Below are 12,158 nucleotides of genomic sequence, written 5' to 3' on the forward strand. Positions count from 1 at the left end.
TTCGGGCCGTTCTGGTGATGTGAGGTTTCCGCCTTGTGGATAAGGGATTCTGCCCTGTTTCCAGTTTGGCTGCAGATCGACTTCGAGCGTAGAATCAATCGTATGTTCGATGGTGATGTGAGTGCGCTTTCGCTGACCGACCTGCTCGTGTCGGCCGGCGAGCACCAGGTGGAGCGCCACCGGTGCGAAGCCCGCCTGCTCCTGCATGCCGCCTGCTTCGCCGACCTCACCATCCTCAACACCAACGTCGACTCCTCGGCCGGGGCCGGCCGGGAACGCCTGATGGTGTACGGCGGCGAGGGCTGCCCTGCGATCCCCGAGTTCGCCGCCGCCGAGTTCGGCGCGATGATCGGTATCTCCGCCGGCGCAGCCGCCCACTACATCGGCCAGGCACTGGCCCTTCGGCACCGCCTCCCATTCACCTGGGCCCGCGTCCTGGCCGGCGAGGCCATCCCGTGGCGAGCCTGCAAGATCGCCGACGCCTGCAAGAGCCTCTCCGCCGAAGCGGCCGCCATCGTCGACAAGCGCGTCTGCTCCGTCATCGACACCGTCACCCCACAGCGACTGGCCCGGATCGTGAAATCCGCGGTCTACGAGGCCGACCCTGCAGCCGCGCAGGCCGCCGCGGAACAGAAGGCCCGCGAGCACGGCGTGTACGTCAGCCAGTCCGACGAACACGGCTCCAAGACGATCTGGGTCCGCGCCGAGGCCGGTGCCGTGATCCGCTTCGACGCCACCATCGAACAGATCGCCGAAGCACTCAAAGTCCTCGGCGACACCGCTTCACTGGCTTCCCGCCGCGCCAAAGCAATCGGCATCATCGCCGACCCCTGCTTCACCGAAGAACTCCTGCTCGAGGCCCGCAACACTCCCCCGGCGCCACAGGCCACACCCGAGCCCGGACCGGACGCTCGGGCCGAGCAGGGTGCGATGGAGCCGGAACCCGTGCACCCGGGGTCTGAGCGGGAGGATGCGGCTCGGCGTGCCCTCGGCGCCAGGCTGGCCCAGATCAAGCTCGACTCCCACTCCCGGGCCCGCGGGACAACGGCAGGGACGCGACCGCGACAGACCGAGGTGTACGTGCACCTCACCGACCGGACGCTCGCCACCGGTACCGGCGTAGTACGGGTCGAGGACCTCGGACCCATGCTCGCCGGCCAGCTCGCAGACCTCGTCGGCTACGGCCCGTACTGCGTCAAACCCGTCATCGACCTCAACGACAACCACGCCATCAGCGTCGACGCCTACGAGATCCCCGACCGGATCCGCGAACGCGTCAAGCTCATCCACCCGGTCGAACAGTTCCCCTACGGCACGGCCGAATCCAGCCTGCACATCGACCTGGACCACATCGAGCCCTACGACCCCGCCGGCCCACCCGGCCAAACCAGGATCGACAACCTCGCACCCCTGCGACGCTTCACTCACAGGGTCAAAACGCATGGCAACTGGGCCGCCCGCCGCCTCGATCCCACCACCCTGGAATGGACAACGCCTCACGGGTTCAAGTTCCGGGTCACCCCCGATGGCACCAGATTCATCCCATGACCACGATTCAGAGGACGACTAACCAGGAACAGGGCGATCAGCAGGGGAAGGGTGATCAGGAAGGCGGTCCGAAGGTCGACGACTCCTGCGAGCGTGGCGAGGATGGCCGGCGCAAGCAGGATGGCCACACCGGACGCGGAGGCGCCGAGGGCCGCGAGTCGGGCGGAACTGAGTCCTGGGGTGGCGACCAAGGCCGCAAGAGTGACGGGATAGAGCGGCGCGACACCGATGCCCGCCACCACCAGTCCTGCCGTCACCATGGCCGGGGCGCCGAACAGGCTGACCAGAAGCGTCCCACCGATCGCCAGGAGGCCGCCCGGCACGACCGGAGACCAGCCAAGGACATGTACCGGCCCGACCGCCCGCCCGACTGCCATCCCGATCGGAAACGCGCTGCCCAGCAAGGCGGCGGTGGCGATCGACAGCCCCGAATCCAAGAGGCGGGCCACCGCCCAGATCACGAAGCAGAACTCCACCGCGACCGCCAGCACCACCCGCGCCCAACCCCGAGCGACCTGCACCAGAACCCGGCGCTCCACACCCATTGTCCGAGCCTGCTGGACGTGAGTCGCGCCAGGGCGTGCGATGACGGCCAGAACCAGGAGTGGAGGTACGGCGGCCAGCATCGCCAACCGGCCGGTCGAGATCAGCCTGTCGACCGCGCCGATGGCGAGCGGAGCCAGGATGCCGGTCGCACTGGAGAACGCGTTGACCCGGGTCAGCCGGGCTGCTGCAGTCGGGCCGTTGAGCAGTAGCGGCGCAATCAGGATCAGCAGAGCGCCACCGAGTCCGACACAGAGTCCCCCGGCGATGGCCACGCCGTACTGCGGAGCCACGGCGATCAGGACGCCACCGAGCGCGCAGACGATCGACCCGATCCGCAACACGACGCTGATCGCGACGGTCCTGAGCACCCACGGCCCGATCACCGCGATGACGAGCAACCCCACCGCAAAGGCAGACGGCAGCAACGCGAGCCGATCGGTCGGCAGGTCCAGATCGCGAGCGAGGACCGCGACACACGCCCCGAGCCCGGCCAGCAGAAACCCGAGCGCCGCGAGCGCGACCCCGATCTCGTTCCCCTCCCGGTTGCTCACTCCCCCGACCGGTTCAGGAGCGCGGCGAGCTCGTGAAGGTCGCGCAGGCGGATATCGCCGTCGAGCCCTTTCAACGCTGCTGTCTGAGCGCCCGCCGCGCGTCCGGCAGCCGGGCCGACCTCGGCGTCTTCGACGACCAGGCAGTACTTCGGGTCGACGCCGAGCGACTCGGCTGCGTGGAGGTAGCCCTCGGGGGCGGGTTTGCCGTGGGTGATATCCACGCCGTACTCCGAAGCGCAGGTCGTCCACGCGCGTTCGACAGCCGCGTCCGAGGTGACCAGAGTGCCGTCCATGTCGAACAACACGGCCCGCAGTTGCCGCAACTCCATCGATTCCTCCATTAAACTCGTTGTCCGAGGATAAACCCGAGAGGCCCCATGACAGCAAGAGGTGACGTGAAACCGGCCGTGAGAGCTGAGCAGCGACGTGGCGAGCGCCGTGGACAGTGGCAGACGGCTGCGGACGTGCTGGCCCAGGTCGCCCGGCAGCCCGGCATTACCCGCGCCGCCGTGGCCAAGGAGCTCAAGCTGAGCACCAGCTCGACCACTGAGGTCACCGCTCGCCTCCGGGACCTCCAGCTCCTCACCGAGACGCCAGCGCCTAGCCAGGGCCGCGGGCGGCCGACGACAGTACTGCGCCCGCATCCGCGGGGCCCGGTGATCCTGGCGATGGAGCTTCAGCAGGCTGACTGGCAGAGCGCAGTGGTGTCGCTGGACGGCGTACTGGTCGACCAGCAGTCCACGCGCCACCGCAGCCGCCGGCCGGACGCAGTACTGGCTGTACTTCGAGCTGGCGTCGAGCGGGCCAAGGCGCAGTACGGCGATCGCCTGCTGGCCGTAAGCCTCGCCGTTGCCGGGACTGTCCGGGAGAACCGGCTGATGCAGGCGACGACGCTCGGGTGGAGCGCACTCGACCTCAGCCCGGTAGTAGCCGGCACAGGTCTACCGCTGCTGGTGGGGAACGACGCGACGCTCAGTGGAGTCGCCGAGGCGCGCACTGGAGCAGCAGCCGGGGCCGGAACCGCCCTGCACCTCATCGTCGAGGTAGGAGTTGGCGGGACGCTCATCCTGGACGGCATCCCAGCTAGCGGGGCTACTGGCGCCGGCGGCGAGTACGGGCACATGCCGTTCGGCGACCGCAGCCGCTCCTGCCCATGCGGCGCCCGCGGCTGCTGGGACCTCGAGATCGACGGCCGCGCCCTCGCCCGTCATCTAGGTGAGTCCGAGCCCGACGACCCGTACGGCTACGCCGAGACCCTCTTCCAGCGACTCGACGAGAAGCCGGTCGCCCGTGCGGTCGACCTAGTCACGGCTGCACTCGCGGCAGGCATCGCCGGCCTGGTCAACGCCTACGACCCTGAGGTGGTGACACTGGGCGGCCTGGCCATCCCACTCCGAGCCGCCGCTCCCACCACCTTCGCCACCGCTTACCTGGAAGGCCTGATGACCTTCCACCGCGTCAGCCCACCCGCGGTCCTCGACTCGACCCACCAGGAGACCGGTCCCCTCCGGGGCGCAGCCGCCCTCGGCCTCGACCACATCACCACCTCGACCGCGCTGGCGGCTTGGTCAGACAGACCAAGCCACTAGGAACGGCTCAGCCCGCTACAGGCTCAGTCTCTCTGGCCCGCAGCCTGATCGCCGGCTTCGACTGCCGCTGCGACCGGGTCTGCCTCAGCCGTCTCGGTGTCCGTCGCCTCCGCTGCGTCCGTATCGACCTCTGTCTCCGGCTCGGGCTTCGGGGCCGGGATGATCGGCGGTTCGAGCACGGCGAGGATCTTGACGATGTCGTACCGGTGGTGCTGGATCTCGTGGGCGGTGTGCCGGACGATCCAGCTGAGCGAGCGAGGCGCCACGACCGGGTAGTTGTAGAGGCCGAGCTTGCCGAGCTGAGGCGGCGTCAGCACGCGCGCCGCCGCACCGAACTCGCGGGCGAACCGCATCAGCGCCGCCGCGACCTCCATCGGGTCCTGGTCCTCGTACTTCGCCTGCTTCACGCGTCCGGTCCGGTCCATCGGCGCGTAAACCGGCCGGTCCTCCGCCAGACACTGCGCGATCCGGAAGGTCTGCGTCTCCAGTACGTCGCGCACATGGCACGCGTACTCGATCGCCGACCACACCTCGGGCTCCGGCCGGATCCGGACGACGCCCGGCTCCTTGCCCGCGGCTGCCTTCGTCAACGCCATGCTGCTCTCGGCCGACTGCCGCACGAGCGTCGTCACCGTGCCCTGCAGGTCACCGGTGTCGTAGTTGAAGCCGCACTCGTTGCACAGTCCGTCCACTGGGGGCCGGCTCGTGTTCACCTGTCACTCACTCCTGTATCGAAACTTCCACGCATGATCTACCGGCCCGATCCCACCACCGAGCGCGAAACCGGCCGCCACTGCCCCACTGATGTATTCCTTGGCGGCGCCGACAGCAGCCGGTACGTCGTACCCGCGGGCCAGGTATGACGCGATTGTGCTCGCCAGTGTGCATCCCGTGCCGTGCGTATGGCGGTTGTCGGCCCGCGGCGCGCTGAACTCCTGCCGCACTCCGTCCCCGTGCAGCACATCGACAGCCAGCGAGCCGGTGTCATGCCCGCCCTTCACCAGCACCCATGAGGCACCGGCGTCGAGCAGTACCTTCGCTGCGAGCTCGCGATCCTCGACACTGTGCAGCTCGACACCCGCCACCGGACCCAGCTCGGTCAGGTTCGGCGTGAGCACGGTCGCCAGCGGCACGATCTCCTCGCGCACCGCCACCATCGCGTCGTCGGCGAGCAGCGCGTCGCCGTGCTTCGACACCGACACCGGATCGACGACCACCGGTACGCCGGCGGGCAGCGTACGCAGCAGCTCGGCCACCACCCGGACCATCGACACGGAGGACAGCATCCCCGTCTTCACCGCGTCGACACCGATGTCGTCGACCACGCTGCGGAACTGGGCCACGACCTGTTCCGACGGCAGCTCCCAAGCGCCCTGCACCCCGAGGCTGTTCTGCGCGGTGATCGCGGTCAGCACGCTCATCCCGTGCACGCCGTTGGCGAGCATCGCCTTGAGGTCGGCCTGAATCCCCGCACCACCGCCGGAGTCGGACCCGGCGATGGTGAGCACCCTGGGCGGGGCGGCAGTCATGAAAGCTCCTTGTGATCCCCGGAAATGGTCATGGCCGGAAGTGCGCATGGCCGGTGCTGCCCAGGTAGGGCTCGCCGTCGACCGTCACCGTTCCGGGCGGTCGCCCTTCGTTGCCTACCGCAACAGTCCCGATGACGGTCCAGCCGTCCGGTACGTCGGCCGGCTCGAAGGTACCGACCAGGGCGTGGTCCTCGCCGCCGGTCAGGACGAAGGCGAGCGCGTCCGCGCCAGTCGCCGAGGCGACCGCCTGGAGTGGTTCGGCGATCGTCAGGGCGGCCGAGCGGATGTCGATCAGGACCTCGCTGGCGACCGCGATGTGGGTCAGGTCGGCGATCAGCCCGTCGCTCACGTCACACATCGAGGACGCGCCCGCCTGAGCGGCACGAATGCCCTCGGCGTACGGCGGCGCGGGGCGGCGGTGCGCCTCCACGACCGACCGCGGCGAACGGAAACCCCGGTTGAGCACGGTGAAGCCCGCCTCGGCCCAGCCCAGCCGACCGGCCACGGCCACCTCGTCGCCGGGGCGCGCGCCGGAGCGTAGTACCGGAGCTCGGCCGTCGAGGGAGCCGAAGGCGGTGACCGAGACGACGATCTTGTCCGACTGCACGGTGTCGCCGCCGACGATGCTCACGCCCAGCAGCTCGCACTCATCGCCCAAGCCCTGCTGCATCTCGACCGCCCAGGCCGTCGGCAGGTCGGCCGGCCCGCCGAAGCCGACCACGATCGCGGTCGGCCGGGCGCCCATCGCGACGATGTCGGCCAGGTTCTGCGCGGCGGCCTTGCGGCCCACGTCGTACGCAGAGGACCAGTCCTGGCGGAAGTGGCGGCCCTCTACCAGCAGATCGGTCGTGATCACCATCCGGCCGTCCGGCACGGCCAGCACGGCCGCGTCGTCACCCGGCCCGACCAGGACGTCCTCACCCTGGGGAAGGCTCTTGGTGACGGCCTCGATGTAGCCGAACTCACCCGTGCTTCCCAACGTCTCTGTCACGTCAACAGACCTCCCATATGCCTCGAGCGAGTCTAGGCGGTACGGTGACCGAGCAACGAAGAGTACGCCCGGCCGCTTCGCAGTACCGTGGCCCTGCCAGCTGAGGACGACTGAGTGGAGAACGACGTGGTGGTCCAGGCCTACATCCTGATCCAGACCGAGGTCGGCAAGGCGGCCGACGTGGCAGCGCAGATCGCCGAGGTGCAGGGCGTCACCCTGGCCGAGGACGTCACCGGTCCGTACGACGTGATCGTGCGCGCCGAGGCCCGCAACGTCGACGAACTGGGCAAGCTGGTCGTGGCCAGGGTGCAGAACGTTCCCGGGATCACCCGCACGCTGACGTGCCCCGTCGTTCACATCTGACCCCGATCGCCGCTGCGTACGGCCGGCGCGTCCGCCCACGAGTCGCGCTGGTCGTCGTCATGCTCGGGCTCACCTCGGCCGCCCTGGCCGGTTGCAGCCCGGGGGCGGTCAAGATCGCCGTACCGTCTCCCGGACCTGAGGTCGCCGACGCCTGTATTGGGTTGATCCAGGCCATGCCGGCCAAGGTGCTGGACGCCAAGCGCCGCAAGGCCGAGCCGGCGAGCGCGCTGACCACGGCGTACGGGGATCCGGCCATCGAGGTGACCTGTGGGGTCGCGCCTCCCGCGGGGATGGCGCAGGCCCAGTCGCAGTGCTTCGAGGTGAACGGGGTCGGCTGGTATGCCCAGCAGGTCACCAACGGCTATCTCTTCACGACGATCGGCCGCAAGGTCTATCTGGAGCTGGCCGTGCCGGACAAGTACTCCCCTGAGGCCAACGCCCTCACTGATGTCTCCGACGCGGTCAAGGCGCACAACACCTTGGTCACCCCCTGCACCTGAACTCGCGGCTGAGTTCCGGTTGAGTGCACGTCCGGTTCCTGCTGGGTGCATCGACGTAACCGGTGAGAGGCATCAGAGTTGGTGCCAGCAGACGGGAGACCACAATGAAGTACATGATCCTGACCTACGCCTCGCAGCAGGACTACGACGGCATGGGCGGCAAGGACACCGGCAAACCGGCCTGGACGGGCGAGGATTTCGCCGCGATGGGCGCGTTCATGGAGAAGTTCAACACCGACCTGGCCGAGTCGGGTGAGCTCGTCGAGACGCGGGCGCTCGCCGCACCTGTGCTGACCAGACGGCTCGGCTCGAAGGACGGCGCATCGGTGGTCACCGACGGCCCGTACGCCGAGACACAAGAGGTCCTGGCTGGGTACTGGATCGTCGAGTGCGACGGCTTCGACCGCGCCACCGAGATCGCCGCCCGACTCGCCGACACCCCCGCGCCGGATCACGTCCGGGCCACCGCGTACGCCGACATCCGCCCGCTCGCGGAAGGCCAAGAGGACCTGGTCGGCTAATGAGCGAGCCGGTGGAAGAGGACCTGCTGCGGGAGTCGGCGCCGCAGGTCCTCGGGGCGCTGGTCCGGCGATATGGGCACTTCGATACCGCCGAGGACGCCGTGCAGGAGGCTCTGCTCGCGGCTGCGCAACAGTGGCCGGAGCAGGGCCGGCCGGACAATCCGCGGGCCTGGCTGATCACCGTCGCGTCCCGGCGGCTGACCGACCTGCTGCGGAGTGAACAGGCGCGGCAGCGACGGGAGGACACGGTTGCACAGTGGGTGCTACCCGACGAGTGGCTCGCACCATCAGCGGACAAGCCGGCCGAGGCTGCTGACGACACCCTGATCCTGCTCTTCCTCTGCTGCCACCCGTCGCTGTCGCCGGCCTCGCAGATCGCGCTCACCCTGCGCGCGGTCGGTGGTCTGACGACGACCGAGATCGCCCGCGCCTTCCTCGTCCCTGAAGCGACGATGACGCGGCGGATCACCCGGGCCAAGCAGAGCGTGAAGAACGCCGGCGCCCGCTTCTCCCTGCCACCGGACCGCGACGAGCGCCTGGAAGCTGTGCTGAAGGTCAGCTATCTGATCTTCAACGAGGGCTACGCCAGTACTGCGGGCCCGCAGCTTCAGCGGGTCGAGCTCGCGGCGGAAGGGATCCGGCTGGCGAGGATGGTCCACGCGCTACTCCCCGACGACAGCGAGGTGGCCGGTCTGCTCGCGCTGATGTTGCTCACCGATGCTCGCCGCCCGGCGCGGACCGGTGAGGGCGGCGAGCTGATCCCGATGGCCGAGCAAGACCGCTCACTCTGGCTCCGAGCTTCCATCGACGAAGGCGTCGAGCTCATCACCGGGGCGCTCCCCCGTGGGCCAGTCGGTGCGTATCAACTGCAGGCCGCGATCGCCGCCGTCCACGACGAGGCCGCTTCCTGGACCGACACCGACTGGCCACAGATCGTCGCGCTGTACGAGGTACTGCTCCAGTTGAGTGACAACCCGATGGTCGAGCTGAACCACGCAGTCGCGGTCGCGATGGCGCAGGGTCCGGAGCGTGGGTTGGAGTTGCTCACCAAGATCGAGAGCGACGAACGCATCGCCGAGGATCACCGCTTGCACGCCGTGCGAGCACACCTACTGGAGATGTCCGGCGACGCGCCGGGCGCGCGCTCGGAGTACGAACTGGCGGCGGCCCTGACCACGAGCCTCCCCCAGCAGCGCTACCTCAACAACAAAGCTGCCGGCCTCAGCGGAACGGACGCGAGTCCTAGCAGGTAGGGCGGCGGCTAGGGCAAATGATCAGCGCAGGCCGGTGGCTCTGGTCATCGCGAGGCTGAGGAGGCGGTCGACGAGCTCCTTGTAGGAGACGCCGGATGCGGCCCACACCTGCGGGAACATGCTCTTCGGCGTGAAGCCCGGCATGGTGTTGATCTCGTTGACGATCACCCGCTCGTCCTCGGTGAGGAAGAAGTCGACCCGGGCGAGCCCCTCGCCCTCGATCGCGTCGAACGCGATCAGCGCCTTCGCCCGGATCTCCGCCGCGACGTGCTCGGGCAGCTCCGCCGGCACCGACAGCGCCGCGAACTCGTCGCCCTCCGGCAGGTACTTGGTCTCGAAGTCGTAGAAGTCGTGTCCACCACCGGAGACCGCGATCTCACCGCAGACGCTCGCCTCGGCAGGGGCGCCGTCCAGCCCGCCGAGCACACCGACCTCGATCTCCCGCGGGTTCTTCGCCGAGGCCTCGACGAGCACCTTCGGGTCGTGCGCGCGCGCCTCGGCGACGGCCCAGTCGAGCTCGTCGAGGCTCCTCACCTTGCTGATCCCGAGGCTCGAACCACCGCGGGCCGGCTTCACGAACACCGGGTAGCCGAGCTTGTCGACCGCGTCGCGGCAGGCCTGCGGGTCACGGGTCCAGTCCCGGTCGCGGATCACGACGTACGGGGTGACCTCGAGCCCGGCGGCCGCGAAGACGATCTTCATGTAGTGCTTGTCCATGCCGACGGCGCTGGCCAGCACGCCGGATCCGACGTACCGGATGTCCGACATCTCCAGCAGACCTTGCAGCGTGCCGTCCTCACCCCACGGGCCGTGCAGCAGCGGGAAGACGACATCCACCTCGCCGAGCGTGTTCGGCACCTCGCCCGCCTCGGTGACGACGAGCTCGCGGTCCGCGCCGAACACCACCGGCAGCGCGGTCACATCGACCTCCGGCAGCTTGCCGTCGGTGATCGACAACCGCTCCGGGTCGCCGCTCTCCAGCACCCAGTGGCCGCCGGTGGTGATGCCCACCGGTACGACGTCGTACTTGTCCCGGTCGATCACCCGCAGCACGTTGGCCGCGGTGATGCAGGAGATGGCGTGCTCACTCGACCGGCCACCGAAAACAACGGCTACCCGGAGCTTGCGCTTTTCTTCCCTCGAGGACTGACTCACCGACTCGACGATAGCGTCAGTGCCCCGCGTACGTAGTACCGGCGCTCATTCGCTCAAGTGGATCGCGCGGGCCGGGCAGAGTAGAGCCGCCTCGCGGGTAGGGCCGTGCTGCTCGTCTGTCGGCGTCTGCAGCAGTATCGCGACGCCGTCCTCGTCGCGTTGGTCGAACACGTCCGGCGCCGCGAGCACGCACTGCCCGGCGCCGACACACTCTTCTTCGTCGATCTTGACGTCCATCTCGTCGATTCCCTTCGCTCAGCGATCCCAGGTGACGGGCAGTGCGACCACGCCGTACACGAGGGTGTTGTCCTTGAATTTGATCTCCTCGAACGGCACGGCGAGCCGCAGCGTCGGGATCCGCCGGTACAGCCGCGTGTAGACCTCTTGCAGCTCCACCCGCGCGAGTTGTTGCCCAAGGCATTGGTGTGGGCCGAAGCCGAAGGCCAGGTGGGCGGAGGCCTTGCGGGACAGATCGATCTGGTCAGGATCAGGGAAGACCGAATCGTCGCGGTTACCCGAGGAGATCGCGGCGACCAGGTACTCCCCCGCCTTGATCGTCTCGTCGCCGATCGGGATGTCCTCCATCACGTGCCGGAACAGGCCGAACTGGATGACGGTCAGGTAGCGCAACATCTCCTCGACCGCGGTCGGGGCCAGGTCGGGATCGGCGCGCAGGGCCTCGAGCTGCTCCGGATCGCGCAGCAGGGCGAGGGTGCTCAGGCCGATCATGTTCGCCGTGGTCTCATGGCCGGCGATCAGCAGGGTGATAGCGATCGAGACCAGCTCGGGCACGGTCAGCGGCTGACCCTGGTCCTCGGCCCGGGTGATCAGCCGGGACAGCAGGTCATCCTCGCGAACGGCCATCTTGGCCGTCACCAGACCTGCCATGTACTCGGAGAGCTCGTCGCTGACCTGCATCACCTCCTCCTCGGGCCGGTCGACCGAGACGAGCACCGCGCTGCGCTCCTGGAACTCACCCCGGTCTGCGTACGGGACGCCGAGCAGCTCGCAGATCACCAGCGACGGGATCGGCAACGCGAACGCCTGGACGAGATCGACCGGCCCCTCGCTCGCCAGCATCGCGTCGAGGTGGTCGTCGATCAGCTGCTGGATCCGCGGCCGCATCGCCTGCACGCGCTTGACCGTGAACTCGCTCGTCAGCAGCCGCCGCAACCGCACGTGATGCGCACCGTCGACCTGCAAGATCGACCCCGAATCGACCTCCCGCTCCAGATCGGCATCCGGTACCACGTGAGCCGACGGCGCGGACCTCGAGCTCAGCCGGGAGTCGGTCAGCACCGAGCGCACCTCGTCGTACCGGCTGAAGACCCAGGCGTCGACACCGGCCGGGGTGGACACCTTCGTCAGGCCCTCGGTCTCCCGCAGCGTGCTGTAGCCGCCGGCCGGATCGAAGGGACAGCCGCTCGCGCGGGTGGCGGGAAAGGGCGTCTGAGTGCTCTCGGTGGTCTCGGTCATCGACAGGTTCCTCGCTTCGGGGTTTGCGCGGGGGAGGATTTTGGTAGTAACTACCATATGACTGCAGAACCCACTTGGCATCAACTGTCGGCGTGTCCGGTGGCGGTACGCTGCCCGCACGTCGTACTAGCAAGGG

The 12,158-nt window shown here is 68.7% G+C and carries 14 protein-coding genes; 6 read left to right on the forward strand and 8 right to left on the reverse strand.

Annotated features, from left to right (window positions below; genetic code table 11):
* Nucleotides 1–102: 102 nt before the first annotated feature.
* Complete coding sequence (locus tag G3I17_RS26880) at nt 103–1,548, forward strand: DUF222 domain-containing protein (protein WP_164600374.1); 1,446 nt, start codon at nt 103–105, stop codon at nt 1,546–1,548.
* Here the strand turns inward: G3I17_RS26880 and G3I17_RS26885 are convergent.
* Together G3I17_RS26885 and G3I17_RS26890 are read right to left on the reverse strand one after the other, a co-directional pair.
* Nucleotides 1,497–2,645 (reverse strand): MFS transporter, encoded by a 1,149-nt coding sequence (locus G3I17_RS26885; protein WP_164600375.1) that lies wholly within the window; start codon nt 2,643–2,645, stop codon nt 1,497–1,499. The two genes, G3I17_RS26880 and G3I17_RS26885, sit on opposite strands and share 52 nt — an antisense overlap.
* Complete coding sequence (locus G3I17_RS26890) at nt 2,642–2,974, reverse strand: HAD-IA family hydrolase (protein ID WP_164600376.1); 333 nt, start codon at nt 2,972–2,974, stop codon at nt 2,642–2,644. The genes G3I17_RS26885 and G3I17_RS26890 overlap by 4 nt, the downstream gene beginning before the upstream one ends.
* Before the next feature lie 78 nt (nt 2,975–3,052).
* Here G3I17_RS26890 and G3I17_RS26895 point away from each other — a divergent pair, with 78 nt between their 5' ends.
* A complete protein-coding gene (locus G3I17_RS26895; RefSeq protein ID WP_203590788.1) occupies nt 3,053–4,234 on the forward strand; it encodes an ROK family transcriptional regulator in 1,182 nt (393 codons plus the stop codon).
* A gap of 23 nt (nt 4,235–4,257) precedes the next feature.
* On the opposite strand, the gene G3I17_RS26900 is transcribed toward G3I17_RS26895, so the two are convergent.
* Genes G3I17_RS26900 through G3I17_RS26910 form a run of 3 tightly spaced genes read right to left on the reverse strand, consistent with a single transcriptional unit; the run spans nt 4,258 to nt 6,754 of the window.
* Complete coding sequence (locus G3I17_RS26900) at nt 4,258–4,947, reverse strand: DinB family protein (RefSeq protein ID WP_203590789.1); 690 nt, start codon at nt 4,945–4,947, stop codon at nt 4,258–4,260.
* A 3-nt stretch (nt 4,948–4,950) separates the two neighbouring features.
* Nucleotides 4,951–5,763, reverse strand: coding sequence for a bifunctional hydroxymethylpyrimidine kinase/phosphomethylpyrimidine kinase (thiD, locus tag G3I17_RS26905; protein WP_164600378.1), 813 nt, complete (start codon nt 5,761–5,763; stop codon nt 4,951–4,953).
* A 28-nt stretch (nt 5,764–5,791) separates the two neighbouring features.
* Nucleotides 5,792–6,754, reverse strand: a complete 963-nt coding sequence (locus tag G3I17_RS26910) for a thiamine-phosphate kinase (RefSeq protein ID WP_164600379.1) — start codon at nt 6,752–6,754, stop codon at nt 5,792–5,794.
* Nucleotides 6,755–6,883: 129 nt separating this feature from the next.
* Between G3I17_RS26910 and G3I17_RS26915 the strand changes: the two genes are divergently transcribed.
* The 4 genes from G3I17_RS26915 (at nt 6,884) to G3I17_RS26930 (ending at nt 9,391) form a co-directional block, all read left to right on the forward strand.
* Nucleotides 6,884–7,117 (forward strand): Lrp/AsnC ligand binding domain-containing protein, encoded by a 234-nt coding sequence (locus G3I17_RS26915; protein WP_041290445.1) that lies wholly within the window; start codon nt 6,884–6,886, stop codon nt 7,115–7,117.
* Nucleotides 7,096–7,617, forward strand: coding sequence for a DUF3515 domain-containing protein (locus G3I17_RS26920; protein WP_203590790.1), 522 nt, complete (start codon nt 7,096–7,098; stop codon nt 7,615–7,617). Before G3I17_RS26915 ends, G3I17_RS26920 begins: the two co-directional genes overlap by 22 nt.
* 104 nt (nt 7,618–7,721) lie before the next feature.
* Entirely contained in the window at nt 7,722–8,138 is a 417-nt protein-coding gene (locus G3I17_RS26925) for a YciI family protein (protein WP_164600380.1), read from the forward strand.
* Entirely contained in the window at nt 8,138–9,391 is a 1,254-nt protein-coding gene (locus tag G3I17_RS26930; protein WP_164600381.1) for a sigma-70 family RNA polymerase sigma factor, read from the forward strand. Before G3I17_RS26925 ends, G3I17_RS26930 begins: the two co-directional genes overlap by 1 nt.
* 21 nt (nt 9,392–9,412) lie before the next feature.
* Here G3I17_RS26930 and G3I17_RS26935 read toward each other — a convergent pair whose 3' ends face one another.
* The 3 genes from G3I17_RS26935 to G3I17_RS26945 are packed head-to-tail and all read right to left on the reverse strand — an operon-like array spanning nt 9,413 to nt 12,022.
* Nucleotides 9,413–10,546 carry a D-alanine--D-alanine ligase family protein gene (locus G3I17_RS26935; protein WP_164600382.1) on the reverse strand — a complete coding sequence of 378 codons (1,134 nt, stop codon included), beginning with the start codon at nt 10,544–10,546 and terminating at the stop codon, nt 9,413–9,415.
* A gap of 45 nt (nt 10,547–10,591) precedes the next feature.
* Entirely contained in the window at nt 10,592–10,783 is a 192-nt protein-coding gene (locus G3I17_RS26940) for a ferredoxin (RefSeq protein ID WP_164600383.1), read from the reverse strand.
* An 18-nt stretch (nt 10,784–10,801) separates the two neighbouring features.
* Complete coding sequence (locus G3I17_RS26945) at nt 10,802–12,022, reverse strand: cytochrome P450 (RefSeq protein ID WP_164600384.1); 1,221 nt, start codon at nt 12,020–12,022, stop codon at nt 10,802–10,804.
* Nucleotides 12,023–12,158: the final 136 nt, after the last annotated feature.

It is taken from the genome of Streptomyces sp. SID13031 (assembly GCF_010548305.1).
GTDB lineage: Bacteria > Actinomycetota > Actinomycetes > Propionibacteriales > Kribbellaceae > Kribbella.

What these genes read in the sequence shown, in the direction of transcription:
- G3I17_RS26945 (WP_164600384.1), bottom strand. Translation starts at nt 12,022, where the DNA reads ATGACCGAGACCACCGAGAGCACTCAGACGCCCTTTCCCGCCACCCGC.
- G3I17_RS26940 (WP_164600383.1), bottom strand. Translation starts at nt 10,783, where the DNA reads ATGGACGTCAAGATCGACGAAGAAGAGTGTGTCGGCGCCGGGCAGTGC.
- G3I17_RS26880 (WP_164600374.1), top strand. Translation starts at nt 103, where the DNA reads ATGTTCGATGGTGATGTGAGTGCGCTTTCGCTGACCGACCTGCTCGTG.
- thiD (WP_164600378.1), bottom strand. Translation starts at nt 5,763, where the DNA reads ATGACTGCCGCCCCGCCCAGGGTGCTCACCATCGCCGGGTCCGACTCC.
- G3I17_RS26930 (WP_164600381.1), top strand. Translation starts at nt 8,138, where the DNA reads ATGAGCGAGCCGGTGGAAGAGGACCTGCTGCGGGAGTCGGCGCCGCAG.
- G3I17_RS26925 (WP_164600380.1), top strand. Translation starts at nt 7,722, where the DNA reads ATGAAGTACATGATCCTGACCTACGCCTCGCAGCAGGACTACGACGGC.
- G3I17_RS26890 (WP_164600376.1), bottom strand. Translation starts at nt 2,974, where the DNA reads ATGGAGTTGCGGCAACTGCGGGCCGTGTTGTTCGACATGGACGGCACT.